General features: G+C 68.0%; 16 protein-coding genes. 14 read left to right on the top strand and 2 right to left on the bottom strand.

What is annotated here, in order from left to right:
• Nucleotides 1-198: 198 nt before the first annotated feature.
• From ON45_RS23280 to ON45_RS19420, 10 genes are all read left to right on the top strand, one after another.
• A complete protein-coding gene (locus ON45_RS23280) occupies nt 199-567 on the top strand; it encodes a hypothetical protein (protein ID WP_158412538.1) in 369 nt (122 codons plus the stop codon).
• A complete protein-coding gene (locus ON45_RS19460; RefSeq protein WP_277619189.1) occupies nt 452-3,679 on the top strand; it encodes an ATP-binding protein in 3,228 nt (1,075 codons plus the stop codon). The genes ON45_RS23280 and ON45_RS19460 overlap by 116 nt, the downstream gene beginning before the upstream one ends.
• Nucleotides 3,676-5,778: an FAD-dependent oxidoreductase gene (locus ON45_RS19455; RefSeq protein ID WP_040496256.1), complete on the top strand. Its 2,103-nt coding sequence runs from the start codon at nt 3,676-3,678 to the stop codon at nt 5,776-5,778. Before ON45_RS19460 ends, ON45_RS19455 begins: the two co-directional genes overlap by 4 nt.
• Complete coding sequence (locus ON45_RS19450) at nt 5,775-6,419, top strand: hypothetical protein (protein ID WP_148288788.1); 645 nt, start codon at nt 5,775-5,777, stop codon at nt 6,417-6,419. The genes ON45_RS19455 and ON45_RS19450 overlap by 4 nt, the downstream gene beginning before the upstream one ends.
• Nucleotides 6,419-7,456 (top strand): polyprenyl synthetase family protein, encoded by a 1,038-nt coding sequence (locus ON45_RS19445; protein ID WP_040496242.1) that lies wholly within the window; start codon nt 6,419-6,421, stop codon nt 7,454-7,456. Before ON45_RS19450 ends, ON45_RS19445 begins: the two co-directional genes overlap by 1 nt.
• A gap of 46 nt (nt 7,457-7,502) precedes the next feature.
• Nucleotides 7,503-8,516: a hypothetical protein gene (locus ON45_RS19440; protein ID WP_148288787.1), complete on the top strand. Its 1,014-nt coding sequence runs from the start codon at nt 7,503-7,505 to the stop codon at nt 8,514-8,516.
• A complete protein-coding gene (locus ON45_RS19435) occupies nt 8,513-9,016 on the top strand; it encodes a hypothetical protein (RefSeq protein ID WP_040496235.1) in 504 nt (167 codons plus the stop codon). Before ON45_RS19440 ends, ON45_RS19435 begins: the two co-directional genes overlap by 4 nt.
• A gap of 188 nt (nt 9,017-9,204) precedes the next feature.
• On the top strand, nt 9,205-11,799 hold the full coding sequence (locus tag ON45_RS19430) for a circularly permuted type 2 ATP-grasp protein (protein WP_148288786.1): 2,595 nt from the start codon (nt 9,205-9,207) through the stop codon (nt 11,797-11,799).
• Nucleotides 11,796-12,674 (top strand): transglutaminase family protein, encoded by an 879-nt coding sequence (locus ON45_RS19425; RefSeq protein WP_040496233.1) that lies wholly within the window; start codon nt 11,796-11,798, stop codon nt 12,672-12,674. Before ON45_RS19430 ends, ON45_RS19425 begins: the two co-directional genes overlap by 4 nt.
• The gene (locus tag ON45_RS19420) at nt 12,671-13,486 is read left to right on the top strand and encodes a transglutaminase-like domain-containing protein (RefSeq protein ID WP_040496231.1); all 816 of its coding nucleotides are present in this window, start codon (nt 12,671-12,673) and stop codon (nt 13,484-13,486) included. Before ON45_RS19425 ends, ON45_RS19420 begins: the two co-directional genes overlap by 4 nt.
• A gap of 24 nt (nt 13,487-13,510) precedes the next feature.
• On the opposite strand, the gene ON45_RS23455 is transcribed toward ON45_RS19420, so the two are convergent.
• Nucleotides 13,511-13,801 carry a hypothetical protein gene (locus ON45_RS23455; RefSeq protein WP_162471541.1) on the bottom strand — a complete coding sequence of 97 codons (291 nt, stop codon included), beginning with the start codon at nt 13,799-13,801 and terminating at the stop codon, nt 13,511-13,513.
• Nucleotides 13,802-13,826: 25 nt separating this feature from the next.
• Here ON45_RS23455 and ON45_RS19410 point away from each other — a divergent pair, with 25 nt between their 5' ends.
• Both ON45_RS19410 and ON45_RS19405 read left to right on the top strand, forming a co-directional pair.
• A complete protein-coding gene (locus ON45_RS19410; protein WP_040496228.1) occupies nt 13,827-14,759 on the top strand; it encodes a sterol desaturase family protein in 933 nt (310 codons plus the stop codon).
• Nucleotides 14,756-16,306 carry an AMP-binding protein gene (locus ON45_RS19405; RefSeq protein ID WP_206537742.1) on the top strand — a complete coding sequence of 517 codons (1,551 nt, stop codon included), beginning with the start codon at nt 14,756-14,758 and terminating at the stop codon, nt 16,304-16,306. Before ON45_RS19410 ends, ON45_RS19405 begins: the two co-directional genes overlap by 4 nt.
• Before the next feature lie 21 nt (nt 16,307-16,327).
• Here the strand turns inward: ON45_RS19405 and ON45_RS19400 are convergent, their stop codons facing one another.
• A complete protein-coding gene (locus ON45_RS19400; RefSeq protein WP_040496227.1) occupies nt 16,328-18,748 on the bottom strand; it encodes a lysylphosphatidylglycerol synthase transmembrane domain-containing protein in 2,421 nt (806 codons plus the stop codon).
• A 115-nt stretch (nt 18,749-18,863) separates the two neighbouring features.
• On the opposite strand from ON45_RS19400, the gene ON45_RS19395 reads away from it, so the two are divergent.
• Together ON45_RS19395 and ON45_RS19390 are read left to right on the top strand one after the other, a co-directional pair.
• Nucleotides 18,864-19,298, top strand: a complete 435-nt coding sequence (locus ON45_RS19395) for a cupin domain-containing protein (protein WP_040496226.1) — start codon at nt 18,864-18,866, stop codon at nt 19,296-19,298.
• Between the two features lie 213 nt (nt 19,299-19,511).
• A partial coding sequence (locus ON45_RS19390) for a phage holin family protein (protein WP_162471542.1) occupies nt 19,512-20,496 on the top strand: 985 nt, incomplete at its 3' end.

The raw sequence follows: 20,496 nt of genomic DNA, 5'->3' as shown, positions 1-20,496 counted from the left end.
AGGCCGGGAGTTCGAATCTCCCCACCCCGACCACTCGACATCCGGTGTTCGAGATTCGGGGAGAGTCAGACGAGCACGGCGGTGTCCGCAGGAACGCCCCGGAGGATGGATCAGGAATATCCGGGCTCGGCGAGCAGGGGGCCTGTGTGTACCATCGACGGAGGGAATCACGCGAGCCGAATGGTGGGGAGGTCTCCGATGTCAGCACCGGAACCGAAAGGCAAGGCCGAGGGCAAGCCGGTACGGACCGAGAGTATTCGGGGGAATGCCCGAGCGGGCGAGCCGAAACCCGAACCGGACCCGGCTGCGGAGGACACTCCGAGTGGGGACACCCGTCCGCTCGACGAAGTGTCGGGTGAGTACCGAGCGTTCGTCGGTCGTGCGATGGATCGTCACGAGCAGCGTGCGTTGGATGCGCGCCGCAAGGTCGAGGCCGGCGAATACGGACTCGGTGATTGGCAACGAGACGTGTTCGCGTTCGGAGCGCAACTCTGGACGGACGCGAGCGAGGCCACCGGACACCTCGCGAACCTGTCGCGTTCGCGGGTCGACCCGAAACAGAACTAGCAGCGGCGTGGGCGGAGCGACGCGACTACCGCGGACGCGCATCTCCGGTGCCCCGCCGCGGCCTGCCGATCGGCGGCGCTCGGTCACGATGTTGCACATCGACCTGGTTGGCTCGACGGAGCTCGGCGAGACGATGGACCCCGAGGATCTCCGCGACGTCGTCCTGACGTACCACGACATCTGCGATCGGGCCGTGGAACGCTATGGCGGCCGCGTGGGGTCGCGCGCCGGCGACGGTCTGATGGTGTTCTTCGGCCTGCCGCAACCTCGCGAGGACGACGCTCAACGCGCCTGCATGGCCGGCTTGGCGATCATCGAGGCGATGCGCCCGCTGTCGGCCGAGGTACTCGCCGCGTTGGGTGCTGCGATCGAGGTTCGGATCGGGATCCACACCGGCCCGGTGATCGTGACGGAGGTCGGCGGGCAGGTCGACGTAGTCGGAGCAAGCGCGAACCTGGCGGCCCGGATCGAGTCGATCGGTCGTCCCGGTGTGGTGACCATCAGCGCGGTCACGCGCCAACTGGTCGAAGCGGAGTTCGCGTTCGTCGAGGAGCGGACGGTCCGGGTCAAGGGCGTCGTCCAGCCGGTCGAGGTGTGCGAACCACGCCTGCGCGCCGACCTCGACGACCGGATGGAACCGCTCCTGCCGTTCGTCGGCCGAGCGGCTGAGAGGAAACGACTCCTCGCTCGATGGAGCGCGACGCGCGAACGCGCTGCGCTCGAACAGCCCGCGACCGTGCTGGTCGGCGGGCCCGGGATGGGCAAGACCCGCCTTGCGGAGTACGTCGCGGCGGTCGCCGCCCGCGAGGGCGCTCGGCGGGTCGTCCTCGAGCATCACTCGTACGATCGGAATACTCCGTTCCACGCGTGGATCGCGGTGATCGAGGGAGCGTTCGGCCTGCGCCGGGTGGACTCGATCGAAGCCAAGCGGGAACGACTACGAGAGGGTCTGGCGGGTGCTGGTCTCGAGTCGAGCCAGTCCCAGATCGCCGCGCTCGTCGGGCTTCATGACGAGCGAGTGGATGATCGCGAGTGGAATCGGAGCACCCGTCGCGCATTGACGCAGCTCGTCGACGCGTGGCTGGCCGACGCACCGCTGGTGCTCCTTGCGGAGGACCTCCATTGGTGCGATCCGTCCTCGTCGGAGCTCCTCTCCCGGCTCGTCCGCCGTCCTCGATCCGGGCTGCTGCTGGTGGGAACCTCTCGAGACGAGGCGTTCCCGTGGGATCCCAGCCAGGTCGACGTCATCGCCATCCGACCCTTGACGCCCGACGACGTCGCCGCGATCGGCCGGCTGTCCCGCGACGGTGTGGCTCTCTCGGAGGAACAGGTCGAGCAACTCGTCCTGCGCAGCGACGGCGTTCCGCTCTACCTCGATCGCCTTCTCGCTCACTCGCGTCGGGGTCAGTCGCTGTGGGGCGTCGGGGTGCCCGAGGGCCTCGAAGCTCTCCTGGGCAGCATCGTCGGCGCACCCGACGTCGACGAGCGTCTCGTCGGACAGCTCGCGACGATCGGCCGGAAGTTCGACACCGACTTCGCCGCCGAAGTGATCGGAGTCGACGTCGAGTCGGTCAGCCGGCAGATGCTGGCGCTCGTCGATGTGGGCGTGCTCGAACGCAGACAGGATCCCGAGGACTCGATCTTCCGGTTCCGCCACGCCATGCTGCAAACGGCGGCGTACGAGGCGCAACTGTCATCGCAGCGACGCGAGTCCCACGCCCGGGTTGCCGAGGTGCTGCTCCGGCGGCCCATCACATCGGAGATCGATCGGGCTGCGATGGCACGCCACCTCGAACTGGCCGGCGATCTCCAGCAAGCTGCGCCCGCATACGCCCGTGCCTCGAAGTCCGCCCTGCGACGCGGTGCTGCTCGGGAGGCCCGCCACCTCGCAGAGAACGCGATCCGTGTGATCAGCGAGCTCCCCGCCGGTTCCGAGCGCGATGCCGTCGAACTCGAGGCGCAGATCCTGCTCGCCCGGTGCATCGTCGCGGTCAAGGGCTACGGCGCCGATGGCGCGATCGCTGCCGCCAGCCGTGCCCGCAGCCTCGTCGGTTCCGCCGGAGGAGCGCTCCGGGTCATTCAGATCGACGTCGATCGCGTCTCGTACTACATGTCCCGCGGCGACACCGACCGCGTCGACGAGACACTCGAGGCGATGCGAACAACCGGGCTCGGGCATCCGATCGCCGCGGCGATCGCGCGGCAGATGGAGGCGCTGGACCTCAACCGCCGCGGACGATTTCGGGAGTCCGAGGAGATGTCGGCATCCGTGATCGACTTCTATCACGACGCGATTCGGAACAGCCCGACGATGCCCATGGGAGGCCCCTCGGACGGGTTGGTCGGGCTCTACGCCGACCGCGCTTCCGGACTGCTCCACCTCGGTCGGGTCGACGAGACGTTCATCGCGCTCGACCAGGCCGAAGAGCGGTCGCGCAACATCGACGGCGCGCAGCAAGTCTTCAGTGAGGGCTATGCGCGCTCGGTTCGAGCGCAGGTGTTGCTGGAGAGCGGCGACATCCATGCCGCGGAAACGATCGCCTCGGAGTCGCTCGACTATTGCAGTCGCAAGGGACTCACCATGTGGACAGGGATGAACGCGAACATCCGGCTCCTCAGCCGCGCCCTGCTTCAACCGACGGACGAGAACGAAACGAAGCTCCGAAAATCGCTCGCCTTCCACGAGGCGTCGGGAACCACGACGTTGCTCCCGACCTTCGCCGCGATTCACGCCGAGGTGCTGTTGGCGACGGGGAAGCCCGTCGAGGCGCTCGAGCGGCTCGATCTGGCCGCCGCGGTCGCGGAGCGATCAGGTGAACGACGTTCTCTCGCCGAGGTGTTTCGGCTTCGCTCCACCGTGCAACGGTCCATCGGTCGCCTCGACGAGGCGGACCGCAACCTGCGGCACGCGCTCGAGATCGCGGCCGACCAACATGCCCGCATGTACGCCGCACGCATCGTCGTCGACATTGCCGAGCTCGATGCCGATCATGGGCTCCGGACGGACGCCGTGAAGTACCTCGACGGGGTGCTCGGTGGCGCGCCTGCCCTCGGTCCGACGCCTCCGATCGACATCGCTCGGTCCCATCTCGGTGTGTGGCAGACCGAATGAGTGCTCGATGCCCGACCGGCGCCAGGGTGGCGATCCTCGGCGGCGGGATGGCGGCGATGACCACCGCATGGGAGCTGAGCCACGATCCCCACGTCGGTCAGATCACGGTGTATCAACGTGGGTGGCGCCTCGGAGGCAAGGGAGCCAGCAGCAGGGGAGTGGGCGGTCGGATCGAGGAGCACGGCCTTCATGTCTGGCTCGGCTACTACGACAACGCGTTCCGCCTGATGCGGGACTGCTACGCGGAACTCGACCGCCCGCGCACCAACCCGGGCTGCTCGATCGGGCGCTGGGACCAGGCATTCACGCCCTCGCCTCACGTCGGCCTCGCCGCACACGGTGACCAGCTGGAGGACTGGACCGCCCTGTTCTCATCGAATCACCTCCTGCCCGGAGACCGCGACGACCCGGCCGGCGTGATGGATCCCGCCGAGTTCACCCGACGCGCACTGCGCCTGATCGCGGACTACGTCGGCTCGCTCGACGTCTCGGCGGCTCCGAAAGCACCCGGCCGGATCGAACTCAGCACCTCGCCGACTCCGAGTCGCCCGTTCGACCTGGTGACCCTGGCCAACAGGGCGATCGATGCGGTCGCCGTCGTCATGCACGAAGTGACCACCGTCTCGCTTCGCGCGGTCGCTGACGTCCCCGGCGGCGCGTCAATTCCACTCGCGCTCGACACGCTCGTCGCGCTGCAGCGCCGGACGCAGGAGGCGGCGCGGCGGACGTCGGCTCGACGTCGCCTCTTCGAGCTGCTCGACCACGTGGCGACGGCGTTGCGTGGCATCGTGTCGGACGGACTGCTCACGGATCGGCGGGGATTCCGTGCGATCAACGACGAGGAGTACACGGATTGGTTGCGTCGTCACGGCGCGACCGACGACACCCTTTCGTCGCCCATGGTGACCGGCGCGTACGACCTCGTCTTCGGGTACGAGAACGGCGATCCGCAACGACCGCGCGTGGCGGCGGGAACCGCGCTCTACCTGGGGGCCAAACTGTTCTTCGACTATCGGGGCAGCATCTTCTGGAAGATGCAGGCCGGAATGGGCGACGTGGTGTTCGCGCCGATGTACGAGGTGCTGCGCGAACGCGGGGTGCGCTTCGAGTTCTTCCACCAGGTGGACGACGTGGTCCCCGACGAGTGCGGTCAACGGATCGAGGCGATTCGCCTCACTCGTCAGGCGGTACTTCGCTCGGGCAGCACCCGGTACGAGCCGCTGCAGGACTTCGGCGGCATGCCCTGCTTCCCCGCTGAACCGGACACCGCACAGCTCGATGGCTTCGGTGAACCGTCCACGATGGAACGCTTGTGGGGCGGCGAGGGCGAACAGGTCGAGCTGCGTCACGGTGAGGACTTCGATGTCGTGGTGTACGGCCTGTCGCTCGGGATGATCCCGTTCACCTGCACACGCCTGATCGAACAGAGTGAGCGATGGCGGGCGATGACCGAGAACCTCTCGACCACCGCCACACAGGCATTCCAGCTCTGGCTCCACGGGACCAGCACCGAACTGGGCTGGGGGAGTCCGGGATCCACGTCCACCGGGTACGACAAGCCATTCGACACGGTGTCGGACATGTCGCACCTGCTGGCCACGGAACAGGAGGGGGGCGCCGGCGCGGCCGAGTCACTCTTCTATTTCTGCAGCACCCTTCACGAGCAGCCCCCTCCCGCGGGTCCGGCTGACTATGCCGACGAGCAACGCCGACGCGTCCATGACCACGCCGTCGACTACCTCGAGCAACGCTGCGGCGAGGCGCTGTCCGGACTGGAGGGCGACGATGGCATGCGTTGGGACCGTCTCGTCGGGACCGGGGAGGGACCCGCGCGTTTCGACAGCCAGTTCTGGACGGCCAACGTCGATCCCTCGGACCGGTACGTGCTGTCGCTGCCGGGGACGGAGCGGCATCGGCTGAGTTCCGCCGACTCCGGGTTCGACAACCTGTTCCTGACCGGGGACTGGACCGAGTGCGGGGTGAACGCAGGGTGCATCGAGGCAGCGGTCGTGTCCGGCCTGCGCGCCGCGAACGACATGATCGGCCGTGAGCAGTGGGCGGGCATCAGCGGGGGCTGGGATCGGATGGGCGAGCCGTGACCTCCGGCGGCGACACCGAATCGGCCGGCGATCCGTTCCGCCTGCTCGAGGAAGCGGGGCGGCTCGGGGCATCGCTCGCGGGGCGCATCGCGGAGGACTTTCGTCGCCTGGGAGCCCATGGAGACGCACCAGACGGAAGCCCGAGCCGGGTGAACAGCGCGGCGGCCGCCGAGTTGCGGTCGAGTCTGAGGATGGCCCGACTCGACCTGGAGCGTGCCGCCGACGACGTCCTCACGACGCTCGGGTCGGCGGCCGACACCTACGCGGGCTGGGCGGATCGCGCCGCCGACGCGCTCGGCGCCGCCGATGGCGCCGGATGTCAAACGCTCAGCGTGGAGGCTTCGCCCGGAGCCGTCACGGTGGCCGACCTGTGGGTGCACAACACGACGTTGGGCCCCAGCGGTCGCATCGATGTTCACGTCTCGCCGCTCCTCACGTCGTCGGGAGAGATGTCGACGATCCGCGTGGACGTCGAGCCTGAACTCGTGGTCGTCGACGCCGGGACCAGCGCCCGACTCGTCGTCGAGGTCCGCGTCGACGAAGCCACTCCTCCCGGTGCCCACCACGGGCTGATCCTGCTCCACGATCTGCCTGACTCGGTCGTCCATGTCCGCGTGAACGTCGGACGGGTACGGCCGTAGTGGCCGACGATCCTGTCGACGTCGAGGCCACTCTCGCCGAGATCGGGATCCAGACGCGCCGACGGATCGACGCCCACCTGAGTGACCGGCAACCGACGCGGTGGCTGTGGGACACGGCGCGGATCTATCCGTTGCGCCCAGGCAAGGCGATCCGGCCCGCCCTCTGCGTCGCGGCCGGGGGTGCGTTCGGAGCTCGCGTCGACGACGTGATGCCACTCGCCGCAGCGATCGAGATGCTGCACAACGGATTCCTGGTCCACGACGACATCCAGGACGGCAGTCTGCTCCGGCGGGGCGAGCCGACGCTGCACGAGCAGGTCGGCATCCCGCTCGCATTGAACGCCGGGGACGCGCTCATCGCCGCGGCGCTGGAGATGGTGGACGACAGCACGACCGTTCTCGGCTCGCGGGTGACCCGCCGGATCGCAGGCGATTTCGACCGCATGCTTCAACACACCGTCGAGGGGCAGGCCATCGAGCTCGGCTGGCAGCGAGACGTCGTGATCGATCTCGACGCCGACGACTACCTCGACATGATCATGCGGAAGACCTGCTGGTACACCACGATCCACCCGTTGCGCACCGGGATGCTCGTCGGGACCCTGGGCCGCGATGTCTCGCCGTCGCTGGTGCGCTTCGGGTTCTGCCTCGGGTCGGCGTTCCAGATCCAGGACGACCTCTTGAACCTGGTCGGCGACGAAGCCCGGTACGGCAAGGAGATCCTGGGCGACTTGTACGAGGGCAAACGGACCCTGATGCTCATCCATCTGCTGCGCGAGGCGAATCGTGCCGATCGGGAGGAACTCGTGAGCGGATACTTGACGGAGTCGAGGCAGGACCGGACGCCCGATCAGATCCGCCACGTGTTCGACCTGATGCAGCAGTACGGGAGCATCGACTACGCCCGGGACTTCGCTCGCGGCATCCGGGCGGCCGCCTTCGACGCGTTCGAGGAGGCGTTCGAGGCGGCGCAGCCCGGTTCGGATCTCGACTTCCTGTGGGGGATGACGAGCTTCATGCTGGACCGGACGGCGTGAACGGCCCCGCTCCGGCACCTCTTGACAGCGGCGTAGAATGCGGGCCATGGCGGAGAGCAACTCCGACAGTGGGGGCGGGTTCACACGTGATCACGTGAGGTCGTTGCACACCCTGCTGCTCGCCGATCCCGACCGAGGCTTCGGGCGCGAGGTCGCCGAGCACGTGGCCGACTCGGCGATGCGGCCGGCCGGAAGGCTCGCCCTCCTCGCGAGGCTGAAGCAGAACGGCGCCCCGGAAGAGGTGCTCGATCCGATCGCGAAGTCGCTGCTTCATCCGGACATCAGGGACGCTCAGGACGACGCCGCACAGCAGGCCGCCGACGATCTCATCGAGTTCGTCCAGACGGGCGGCGCCGACCCGCTCCACCGTCGTGGTCTCGACCCTCCCGCCGACGCGGAGCGGAGATCGGAGTACGACAAGATCGTCGCGAGGCTCGACCCCGAGCTCCTGCGCTCCTCGGTGTCGGCGTACCCTCAGTGCGAGGCGCAGCGCCACGTCGTTCGCGGCCAACCGGCGCTGTTCGTGACCACCGAGGTCTGGGTACGCGCGGAGATCGGCGAATTCACCACCGTCGTGAACCCCTTGATGTGGCCGAAGTGCCCGATCCAGAGCCACTTCTTCAAGTCGATGGAGATCGATGACACCACGCGCAAGCCGCTCGCCGACCCGAGTGTCGACGAGGGCTGGAGCGCGCTGGTGACCGAGACGGTCGACTTCGGTCCGGACCTCGGTCTGGCCGGTGTGCCGACCGGCACGAAGGTCACCAAGCTCGACACGACGTTCTGCACGACCCGGCTCGACGGGGAGATCACCGCCATCAGTGCGACGTATTCGCTGGCTCCCGGCGGATCACTCGGCGACGAGATTCTGTACGACGAGGGATATCTGCTGGCCGAGCGTCGCGACCGGGGTACGGAAGCGATCACTCGATTGCGGACCAAGAAGGCGGTGTGGTTCGCGGACAAGAACACGCCGGCCAACCTGGTCTGCGGGGTCTGGAGCTTCGCGAATGCACTGGTTTCGACCGACTGCCAGAAGTCGTCGATGGGAGGACCGTGACCACCGATCGACCTCCTTCGGGCCGGACCGCAGCGCTCTTCTCCCACGCGCTCGATTCGGCGGCACATGTCGCCGACGTGTCGACGCGCCGGGGAGGGCGAGCCGAACCCGACGATCGAGCGGCGGACGCACAGACCTGTGTCGAGCTCGCCGCTCGAAGCGCAGAGCTGTGGTTCGGGCTCTGGGAGGACCTGCTGGTCCCGGCGCCCGCGTCCGACCTCGGCCCGTTCGAGTGGGAGGACGAATGTGTCGTGCACGATGTGGAGACCGTCTCTCGTCCGCTCACGACGAGCGGCTTCCGACGAGTTGCGGACGGCACGGTCATTCGATTCGGACCCGAGCGGGTCACGATCGAGCCGCCCGAGCTCCCCGCGAACGGTGACCGGTTCATCGTCAAGGTCGATCTCAGCGGGCTCCCCCACGGGGTCTACGAGGGATTCGTGACGACCACCGATGACCCGACGAGGTCCATCACCCACGCGCTGATGCCGGCTTGGTGACGCGGCGCGCCGGGGCGCCGGCGATCTCGTCGGGAAGTGTCCGCACACCTGGGGCCGAAGTACGGTGTGTCCGGTGAACGCCGCTCAGTCTGTCGGACCCCGCCGGCCGGCCGCCGCCTCGAGATGTGTCTGCCCGCGCCGTGTCGAGCTTCGTCGCCGAGTCGCGGCGGTCTGACGAACCCGTGACCATGCGCCCGACAGCTGATCCGATCGCGGGCTATCGGCCGCGCGGAGGCGTCCACGACGAGATGGTGGACGCCGACGGGAGCATTCGCGACCACTGGTCCGAGTTGATGAACGGATATCGGACACTCGGCGCGGGGGAGTTGTCGCAGCGGGAAGCTGAGATCCAACGCCTGCTGGAACAAGACGGAGTGACCTACAACGTCGGTGGTGAGGACGGACGCCCCGACCGACCGTGGAAGCTCGACCCGATCCCGTTCGTGCTCCCGAGCGAGGAATGGAGCCATCTCGAGCGAGGCATGATCCAGCGGGCCGAGCTGCTCGACCTCGTCCTCCGAGATCTGTACGGCGAACGTCGACTGCTTCGTTCCGGAGTCGTCCCACCCGAGATGGTCCTGGCCGATCCGCAGTTCTTCCGTGCTTGTGATCGCATCACCCTGCCCAGCAGGAAACAGCTGGTCGTGTTCGGCACGGACATCGTCCGCGCCGCCGACGGGGGCTGGATGGCGCTCGGCCACCGGGCTCAGGCACCGTCCGGAGCTGCCTACGCGCTCGAGAACCGCCGCGTGCTGTCCCGCGTGTTCCCGCAGGCGTTCCGCCGGACCGGCGTCCGACGGCTGGGGTCGTTCGTGCCCGCCTTGCGGTCAGCGCTGCTCGCCGCGGCCCCGGTCGGAGTGGACGACCCGTCGATCGTGATCCTGTCTCCCGGATCGCTGTCCGAGACCGCGTTCGAACACGCGTCGATCGCTGCTCAGCTCGGGTACCCGCTCGTGCAGGGCTCGGACTTCGAGCTGCGGAACGGTCGGGTCGGCCTGCGGACCGTGGGGGGATGGGTCCCGGTCCACGTCATCCTGCGCCGGGTCGATGCCGGGTTCTGTGACCCGCTCGCACTTCGTGCCGACTCGACCCTCGGCATCCCCGGACTGGTCGACGCCTGCCGGGCCGGCACCGTGAGCGTCGTCAACACGCTCGGCTCGGGCGTCCTCGAGAATGCGGGGCTCGCGGGCCTCATGTCGACACTGTCCCGGCAACTCCTCGGGGAGGACCTGCAGTTGGAGTCGGTCCCATCGTGGTGGTGCGGCGAACCTGCCGGCCGTTCGCACGTCATCGCGAAGCTCGGATCGATCGTGGTTCGTCCGCTCTCCCGCGTGTCGTTGGAGCACTCGATCGACACCGAACGGGTGAGTCGCACGCTGTTGGACGAACTGCGACGACGCATCGAGGCGCGTCCGGACCAGTGGGTCGGCCAGGAGCGGGTGTCCCCCGGCTCGACGCCGGTGCTCCACGACGGCGGGTTCGAGTCCCGCCCGACGGTGCTGCGTTCGTTCGCCGTGGCCGACGGGGAGTCGTACGTCGCCATGCGCGGCGGGCTCGGCCGCACCGGATCGGGCGACGTCGACGCGCCGATCACCAACCGCGCCGGTGCGAGTTCCAAGGACATCTGGGTTCTCCGTTCCGCCTCTCAATCGCCATCTCCGAGCGGGTCCGAGTTCTTGCCGTCCGACCACGCGGTGCCGTCAGCAGCTTCGACCGAAGCGCTGCCCGCCCGGGTCGCGGAGAACCTCTTCTGGCTGGGTCGGTACGCCGAGCGCGCCGAGGCAACGGTTCGCCTCATCCGGACGGTCACGGCCCGCTGCGACGAGTTCCTCGACGCCGCCGCCGGTCCAGGGCCCGCGTCGCTCACGGTCGTACTGGAAGCCCTGACGCGTCTCACCGGGACGTATCCCGGTTTCGTCGGCGACGACGCCGAGAAGCTGTTCGAGGACCCGACCGACGAACTGTTCTCGCTCGTCGTCGACGAACGGCGGCCGGGAACGGTCGCCTACGCCGTCCGGCGCATGTTCGACGCCCTCGACGTCGTTCGCGACCAAACGTCGGTCGACACCTGGCTCGTGGTCGGATCGTTGCAACGAGAACTGGAGAGGGTCGAGCGCCGCACCGACGATCACGATGCGATGACCAGGGTCCTCAGCGAACTGCTCCAGGGACTGCTGTCGCTGTCGGGCATCGCGAGCGAATCGATGGTCCGCGATCTCGGCTGGCAGTTCATGGACGCAGGGCGGCGCATCGAGCGCTCGATCCACGTCGCGACGTTGGTCGGCACGACGCTGGGCACACAGCGCAGCGCGCCGGTCGAGAGCCTGGCCGTCGAATCCGTCCTCGTGGCCGGTGAGAGCATCATCACGTCACGCCGTCGCTACGGATCGCGAGCAGTCGCGGCGACCACGATCGAGCTCCTGCTCGCCGACGCCGGCAACCCGCGTTCACTTCGATTCCAGGTCGATCGGCTCGTCGACAACCCGGCGATCATCGGCCGGGACGCCACCGCTCGTCCGACCGCGGCGGCGACGCTGCTCGACGAGTTGAACCTGCTGCTGACAGCGACGGACTTCGCGCGGCTCGCCGAGGTCGACGAACGGGGCCACCGGACGCAACTCGAAGCGTTCGTCGATGCCGTTCGAGCGAAGCTCGCCGCCACGTCGAACGCGGTCACTGCAGAATCGTTCCGCCGCCTGCATGCGCAGTTCACGATGGCGGGACCGCTCCGACAGGAGCAATCGACGGCGCCCGTCGGTTCGACGCGAGGAGCTTCGACGTGATCTACGACGTGCACCACACGACGCGCTACGACTACAACGGCCGCGTCGCTGCCAGTTTCGCCGAGGTCCGCCAACTGCCCGACGATGTCGACGGCCAGGTGTGCCTTCGCCGCTCGGTCACCACCGACCCGGGACCCGAACACCTCCGTGAACACCGGGACTACTTCGGCAACCTCACGGCGACGGCCGTGATCCGCGAACCTCATACGCGGCTGGTCGTCGAGAGCGCCAGCACCGTCGACACGACGGGTCGTCCGAGCGAGTTCGGCACCGCCGGTCGGCAGCCGTGGGCGTCGTACACGGCGGGTCGGTCGGATCCTCAGGATCTCGACGCGTTCGAGTTCTCCCTCGACTCCGTGCTCATCGCGCGTTCCGCACAACTCGCCGACTACGCACGGCCGTCGTTCCCGGAGGACGTGTCACTTGCCGACGGCGTCGTCTCGCTGTGTGCCCGACTGCACCGAGAATTCGAGTTCGACGCCAACGCGACCCGAGTCGACACACCCCTCGTCGATGTGATGTCGATGCGGAAGGGTGTCTGCCAGGACTTCGCGCACGTGATGATCGGATCGTTGCGATCGATCGGTCTCGCCGCGTCCTACGTGAGCGGATATCTCGAAACTCGACCACCGCCGGGCCAGCCGCGGCTGGCCGGTGTCGATCGAACACACGCCTGGGTGGGAATCCACGTCGGCGGCGGCCGCTGGATCGGCGTCGACCCGACCAACGACCAACTCGCCGGCCCGCGGTACGTCACCGCCGCGCGCGGACGCGACTATGCCGATGTCGCCCCGCTGAAGGGGGTCGTCTTCACCGATGCGAACGAGAGCCGCCTGACCGTGTCGGTCGACGTGGAGGCGCGAGAGACCGCATGATCGACGGCATCCACCCCGTGTCCAACCATCGGCGGCTCGTGACGGCTCATCTCGAGCTCTTCGTCGCCGAGGAGTCCGACATCGTGTTGGCGATCGCCGCCGCCGGTGAGCACGTCCGCCATGACGAGGAACTGTTGTCGAGCGTCGACGGATTCCCGATCAATGCGACCTTGCACGGCCACCTGTGTTTCCTGGAGAACGTTCCGCCGGGCCTCCTGCTCGTCGACTATCGAGCGACGGTGTTGGACGATGCACCGCCGGTCGCGGCGACGGTGCACGATCGCTTCCAGTACATCCGGCCGAGTCGCTACTGCGAGTCGGACCGCCTCGGCCCCTTGGCGCGAGCCGAGTTCGGTGGGCTCACGGGAGCCGACCTCCTCGCCGGAGTGTCGAGTTGGGTCGGGCTCAACATCGCGTACGTGGCTGGTTCGTCCCGCCCGATCGACGGGGCCGTCGCGACGTTGCTCGGACGCGAGGGGGTGTGTCGCGACTTCGCTCACCTCACCGCCGCGCTGCTCCGGGCGAACAACGTCGCGGCGCGGGTGGTTTCGGTCTATGCGCCCGGTCTCATGCCGATGGATTTCCACGTCGTCACCGAGGCGTGCCTCGACGGACACTGGTACGTCGTCGACCCGACGCGCCTCGCCCCACGCGGTTCGATGGTGCGGATCGCAACCGGCCTCGACGCATCGGACATCGCGTTCCTCACGACGCTGCGTGGTGTGGTCGAACTCAACTTCATGTCGGTGTCGGCGACGACCGACGCCGACCTGCCGACCGACGATCTGAGGCAACTCGCTCGATTGCGGTGACCCGCGGGCCGGATCCGCTGGCGCTCAGGTGAGATCGAGGTCGGTGGACGTGACGAGACTCCCGTCGCTCCAGCCGCGGAGGCGAACCCGACTCGCAGTGCTCGGAACGTCGACGGACGTCGAGCCCGGCCCGACATCGAGTGACGCGTGCGGACGATCGTCGAGGAACACGTCGATCCGGTCGAGGTTGTCGATGCTGATGTCGATCGGCCGTGTCGAACCGTCGCCGGGACCGGCGACGAGCCCCGTCGGCCCGTCGCTTCGCGAATTTCGGTGGAACGGGACGCCGGCCGTCACGATCCGCCAGAATTTCACGAGCCGGTTCCGGCACACTGGTGGGGTGAAGCAGGTCAACGGGCGTCCGATCGACACGGTCGATCTGGTGTCGTTGCCGCTGTTCGTCGGGACGATGGTGTGGGAGTCGAGGGTCCTGTCTCGACGGGACCGCCGCGAAGAGGGCGATCTCGACGACGCGACCCGCGACGAACTCGCCGACCCGACCTTGCCCGCCGATCCGCTCGTCCCGGTCGGCTACGAACGGCGCGACACGAAGGCGAGTCTGACGATGCTGCTCGGCAACGTCGCCGTCAACCTGGCGATGGCCGGAGCGGTCGGCGCGATGAGTCGGCTCGTGTTCACGCGACGGATCGCCAACATCGGCGCGAGCAAGTGGTCGCTTCCGATCGCGATGGTCGCCTGGGATTTCCTCTACTACTGGGACCATCGCTGGATGCACGAGATCCGGCTGCTCTGGGCGAACCACGTCACGCATCACTCGAGCGAGCGATACAACCTCTCGACGGCGCTGCGCCAACCATGGTCCGGGTTCCTCACGGCGTGGGTCTTCCTCCCGATGCCGCTGTTCGGCATCCCCGCGCACCACGTCGCCAAGGCCGGCCAGCTCAACCTTCTGTACCAGTACTGGATCCACACCGAGGCGATCGACAAGCTGCCCCGGCCGATCGAGGCCGTGATGAACACGCCGTCGCACCATCGCGTCCATCACGGCGCCAATCCGCACTATCTCGACAAGAACTACGGTGGCATCCTGATCATCTGGGACAAGATCTTCGGCACGTTCGAGCCGGAGGTGCGCCGGATCAAGTACGGACTCACCAAGAACATCGACACCTTCAACCCGATGGGGATCGGCTACCACGAGTTCGTCGACATCGCCCGCGATGTCCGCCACGCACGCGGCTGGCGCAACAAGCTCGGACACATCTTCCGCCGTCCCGGATGGCAACCCCCACAACTTCAGGAGACCACGTGACTACGATCATTCATTCCAGCCCGCTCCCCGACGTCGAGATCCCCGAGGTCACGATCACCCAACACGTGCTGCGACGCGCCGCGGAGATTCCGGACCGCGTCGCGATTCGCGACGCAGCGGGCACCAGCTCGTACACGTTCGCCGAGCTGTCGAAGGCGATCCACTCACTCGCCGGTGGACTGGCCGGGCGTGGAATCGGATCGGGCAGCGTGGTCGGGTTGATGGCACCGAACACCCCCGAGTACGCCGTGATCTTCCACGGCGCGGCGGTGGCCGGCGCCGCGGTCACCACGATCAATCCGACGTACGGGTCCGAAGAGGTCCGGCATCAGCTCCAGGACGCAGGTGCGACGATGCTGTTCGTCGTGCCGATGTTCATCGAGGTGGCGCAGGCGGCGATCGAGGGGACCGACGTGACGGAAATCGTCGTCCTCGGAGGAGCGCCCGGCGGTACGACCGCGGTCGCCGAACTCTTCGGTGACCCGATCGAGCAGGTCCCGGTCGACCTCGCCGACCACACCGTCGTGCTTCCGTACTCGTCGGGGACGACGGGGTTGCCGAAGGGTGTCATCCTCACCCACCGGAACCTCGTCGCGAACATCGAGCAGGTGCAACACGCGATCCGGTACGGCGACGACGAGGTGGCGCTGGCCGCACTGCCCTTCTTCCACATCTACGGGATGCAGGTGCTGATGAACGGTCTGCTCGCCAATGGCGTCACCGCGGTCACGATGCCCCGTTTCGACATGGTCGAGGCGTTGCAGGCCGTGCAGGACCTGAAGGTCACCCGATTCTTCGCGGTGCCGCCGATCATCCTCGGTCTCGCCAAGGCGCCGATCGTGGGCGAGTACGACACGTCGTCGATCCGTCAGGTCTTCTCCGGCGCCGCGCCGCTGGGTGCAGAACTGGCAGCCGAAGCGAGCGCCCGCCTGAACTGCGAGGTCGTGCAGGGCTACGGGATGACCGAGCTGAGCCCGGTCAGCCACTGCACGGTCGAGGGTGATTTCCGGCCGGGCACCAGCGGTGTGACGGTGTCGAACACCGAGAGTCGCATCGTCGACCCCGACACGGGCGAGGATCGGGAGATCGGTGAACGCGGCGAGCTGTGGGTGCGCGGGCCGCAGGTCATGAAGGGCTACCTCAACAACGACGAGGCGACGGCGTCGACGATCGATGACGATGGCTGGCTCCACACGGGCGACATCTCGATCATCGACGAGCACGGTCACATGTCCGTCGTCGATCGTTTGAAGGAGCTCATCAAGTTCAAGGGCTTCCAGGTCGCGCCTGCCGAGCTCGAGGCGTTGATCGTCACTCATCCGAAGGTCAGCGACGTCGCGGTGATCGGCGTGCCCGACGACGAGGCCGGCGAGGTGCCGAAGGCGTTCGTCGTGCCCGCACCGGGTGAGACCGTCACGCTCGAGGACATCCAGACGCTCGTGTCCGAGCATCTCGTCAGCTACAAGCAGGTTCGGGTGCTCGAGGTCGTCGAGGCGATCCCGAAGAGTGCAGCCGGCAAGATCCTGCGCAAGGAACTGCGCGGGTAGCCGTCGGAGTGATTCGGCGGGTCAGATCTCGCCGCGGCGTTCCATCCACAGGAACGTCGCCCAACCGGGTGCGATCGGGAGCCAGAACGTTGCCAGGCGGAACGTCAGGACCGAGGAGATCGCGACCGGAGCGTCGAGGCCGAACCCGGTGAGCGCGGCGATCATCGCTGCTTCGAGCGGGCCGATCCCGCCGGGTGTCGGCGCGATGTTGGCGATCGCTGCGGCACCGAGGTACGCGGCGCCGATCTGGGCGACCGTGAGTCCGCCGCCGAACGCTTCCACGGAGAACACCAACGCGAACAGGTAGCTCATCGTGATCATCGCCGACCCGCCGAGCAGACCCACCACCCGGATCGGGCTGCGGCTGATCTGTGCGACGTAGCCCGCAGCCGTGCGCAGACCGTCGATGACCGGGCGGATCACCAGTCGGCGCACGCGTCGGAACAGGAACGCGATCCCGATCGCGAGGACGGCGACTCCCGCGGCGAGCAGCAGCGTCCCGAAGCTCGGGAGCGAGATGCCGCCCACGTCGGCACCCCCGGCCCATGCGAAGAATCCGGCCATCAGCAGGAGGTGGGTGCTGATCCCCGCGATTGCGTTGAGGGCGACCGACGCGCTCGCCTCCGCCGGTGTCAAGCCGTTTCGTTGGAGGAATCGGCCGGCCAACGCCATCTTGCCCGCGCTCGCCGGACCGACGAGCTGCGCGAACGACGACGCGATCTGACTCCGTGCGGACGCGGCGACCGGCATCGGTTGAGCCACCGAACCGAGGAAGGAGATCGTCGCGAAGACGAAGTAGGCGAGGGACGCCGCGAGCAGCGCCGGGATCCACGGCCAGCGAGCATCGCCGAACGCGTCGACGGTGTCGCCGAGATTGCCGAACTGGGGGAGGAGGGAATAGAACGCGAGCGCTCCGGCCAGGATCATCAACAGCGTGCGGGTCTGCACGCGGGCGAGACGCTCGAGCGGAACGTCGTCGGCGCCGGTGAGCTCGTGCATCTCGTGCCGCAGCTGGTCGAGGAGGTTGCGTTCGGATCGGATCGATTTGCCGAGGGAGCGGCTGAGTGCCAACGGTTGGACCAACGGGATGGCTCTGGCCACTGCATCCGACCCGAGTTCGTCGACGCCGAGTCGAACACTGCGTTCCGGTCCGATGGCGAGGCCCAGCGCCACGAGGATCTCGGCCACGTCGCGCGAGCGAGCTCGCTGGTCAGCGGCCAGCTCGGCCTCATCGAAGTCGAGCAGCCACACGTGGTCGGCGTCGTCGACGATCATGTTGTCGAGCGTCAGACTGTGGTGGGCGATCCGGGTGCTGTGCACGGATCGCACGGCGCGGAACGCGGAGCGGGCGATGTCGTCGTTGAACTCGTCCGGGGCGAGGTTGCTGAGCAGTCGTCCGGACACCAGTTCTTCGACGAGGAACGCGGCGCCGCTCGACGTGACGCCCACGCAGGTCACCAACGGGCTCCGCGTCCCTCCGTCCCGAACGGTGCGCAGCGCGAGCGACTCGTGTTCGACGCGACGCTTCAGGGTGCTGTACGGCCGACTCACCTCGGACGAGCGGAGCCGGATCGTGCGGAACAGTCGGTTGAGGAGGTCCCAGCTGCGGTCGTCGGGCGTGCGCATCTTCACGAAGCGCTGGCTCTCGTCGCGATCCACCGTTTCGTAGGCGGTCGAGCCTCCCGTGATGTCGTCCCGTCGTCGGATCTCGATCGGGTCGAGGCCGGCACCTCGAAGTGCTGCGAGCACCTGTTCGGGACTCGGCTCGAGGTTCGGCGAGCCGAACACCAGAAGGGTGAGCGAGCCGATGACCACTCCGATCGACCCGGCGATCCACACGTCGAGCGGTGGTTGTCCCGGCCCGAGGAAGCGCAGCACCATGAGCACGACCACCCAGGACCAGGCGGCACGTTTCCAGCGACGCGGCAGCGAGGCCGCGCCGACGACGGTCGCGGCCACTGCGGTCGCGACGTACTCTGTGGTGGGGAAGTCCGCGGCCACGAGGTCGGCACTCGTGGCCGCACGCTCCGCCAGCACGGCGACCACGTCGCGGTCACCGAGCCAACCGGTGAGCAGGCCGATCGTGGCGCTGGCCACCGTGGCCGCGAGGAGGAGCATGAACAGCAGTCGCCAGCGCCGGCGCCAGACCACGACGACGACGGCGAACACCGGAACGAACGTCGCGATGATCTGAGCGGAGCCGACGACGGCCTGCTCGACCGAGTCCGGGATCCGCCCGACCGCGTCGATGACGTCGCTCTCGACGCCGGAGATGGTGCTGTCGGCGAACGTGGCGGCGAACAGGCCAGCGGCTCCGAGCACGACACCGAGGAGGAGCCGGAGCAGGTCGACCGACGACCACTTCTGTCGGGACGGCGGGGGCGGAAAGAGAACGACCGGGTGTGCGCCCGGTGCACCGGGGTCGGTCACGGTTCCACTCACGAAACCACGAGCCTACGGCGCGGCCGGCCGCCGATCGGGGAGTGCCGGGGCCGCCGCTGCCGGCCTCGGTGTGGATACTGCCGTTGGTTCGTGGCCGGCCTGGCAACATCGCGCCATGACCGGTGGCGATGTCGACCCGACAGATCTGATCGAGTTGCTCGGACTCGAGCCGCATCCGGAGGGTGGGTACTACGCGGAGACCTGGCGCGCTGCGTCGTCGGGAGGTCGTCCCACGGGAACCGCGATCTACTTCCTGCTCACCGCGGCGGCGGCGTCGCACTGGCATCGGGTGGACGCCGCCGAGATCTGGCACCACTACGGCGGCGCTCCGCTCCGATTGTCCACCTGGACCGACGGCGCAACCGTCGACCGCCGTGTGCTCGGCGCCGACCTCGTCGCGGGGGAGCGGCCACAACTCGTCGTCGCGCCGGGACAGTGGCAAGCCGCCGAGACGCTCGGAGCGTGGACACTGGCCGGGTGCACGGTGTCGCCGGGCTTCCAGTTCGAGCATTTCGAGCTCGCGCCCACGGGTTGGGAGCCACCCGCGTGATGCGGCGAGGGACGAGGTCGGCGCGGTCGAACTCCGTCGTTGTTGGGCGTCCCCGAGCGGAGCGGCAATGATCAAGGGGCCGGACCGACGGCGCGGACACACGGGACCTGGAGGTCGGGTCCCGAGGCAGGGAGCCAGACGATGAACGTACACGCGCAGGCGCCACCCGCTCTACCGATCCAGCGGCCGGCCCCGCGCTGGCGAATCGCACGCATGGCGGTGGTGGCCCTGGCTCAGGCGGTGACCCTCTATCTGCTGGCCGTCGTGCTCGACAGCTTCACGGTGACCGGTCTCTCCGCGGCGCTCCTGACCGTGATCACGCTCGGTCTGCTGAACGCGTTCATCTGGCCATTCGTGATCCGCGTCGCGCTCCCACTGGTCGTGTGGACCGTGGGGTTGTTCAGCTTCGTGCTCAACGCCGTCTTCGTCGCCGCCGCCGTGGCACTGGTCGACGGTGTCGACGTCGACTCCTTCTGGGTGACGCTGCTGATCGCGTTCGTCTTGACCGTCGTGAACATCGCGGTCGGTGGAGCGCTCGACGTCGACGGCGACCACGTGTGGCAGAGCAAGGTCGTGCGGCGGGTCCTGAAGCGCACGGAGCCGCCCGAACCGACGGACGTCCCGGGCTTCCTGTTCGTCCAGATCGACGGTCTCGGGCACGACGTGTTGACCGAGGCGATCGATTCGGGGCACGTTCCGTTCCTTGCTCGGCTGCTCTCGACCGGGACCCACGTGCTCCACCGTTGGGAATGTGATCTCTCGTCGCAGACGGGAGCGATGCAGGCCGGGATCCTGCTCGGTGACAACCACAACATGCCCGCGTTCCGGTGGTACGAGAAGGAGACGGGCCGGGTCATGGTCACGAACCGTCCCGGCGACGCGGCAGACATCGAGGCTCGGCAATCGTCAGGTCATGGGCTCCTCGTGGGCGGTGGCGCCTCGCGTGCGAACGTCTTCACCGGCGACACCGACGATGCGATGTTCACCTTCAGCGCGGTCACGACCGCCGACAAGTCGCGCGATCGGTTCCTCTACGTCCTCTCGACGCCGTACACGCTGTTCCGGGTCGTCGCGTTGATGATCGTCGACATCGTGCGCGAGAAGCGGGCGTGTCGACATGCTCGCCGCTCCGGGGTCCAGCCGCTGGGCCATCGTGGCGGCGTGTATCCGTTGCTCCGCGCGGCGACCACGGTCGGGC

This window comes from Ilumatobacter nonamiensis YM16-303 (assembly GCF_000350145.1).
Lineage (GTDB): Bacteria > Actinomycetota > Acidimicrobiia > Acidimicrobiales > Ilumatobacteraceae > Ilumatobacter_A > Ilumatobacter_A nonamiensis.
The sequence above is the reverse complement of the archived record's forward strand: the minus strand, read 5'-3'. Positions and strand labels throughout refer to the sequence as shown.

Bases quoted from the DNA above. Each gene is read 5' to 3' on its own strand.
- ON45_RS23280 (WP_158412538.1), top strand. From the start codon at position 199: ATGTCAGCACCGGAACCGAAAGGCAAGGCCGAGGGCAAGCCGGTACGG.
- ON45_RS19455 (WP_040496256.1), top strand. From the start codon at position 3,676: ATGAGTGCTCGATGCCCGACCGGCGCCAGGGTGGCGATCCTCGGCGGC.
- ON45_RS19440 (WP_148288787.1), top strand. From the start codon at position 7,503: ATGGCGGAGAGCAACTCCGACAGTGGGGGCGGGTTCACACGTGATCAC.
- ON45_RS19430 (WP_148288786.1), top strand. From the start codon at position 9,205: ATGCGCCCGACAGCTGATCCGATCGCGGGCTATCGGCCGCGCGGAGGC.
- ON45_RS19420 (WP_040496231.1), top strand. From the start codon at position 12,671: ATGATCGACGGCATCCACCCCGTGTCCAACCATCGGCGGCTCGTGACG.
- ON45_RS19395 (WP_040496226.1), top strand. From the start codon at position 18,864: ATGACCGGTGGCGATGTCGACCCGACAGATCTGATCGAGTTGCTCGGA.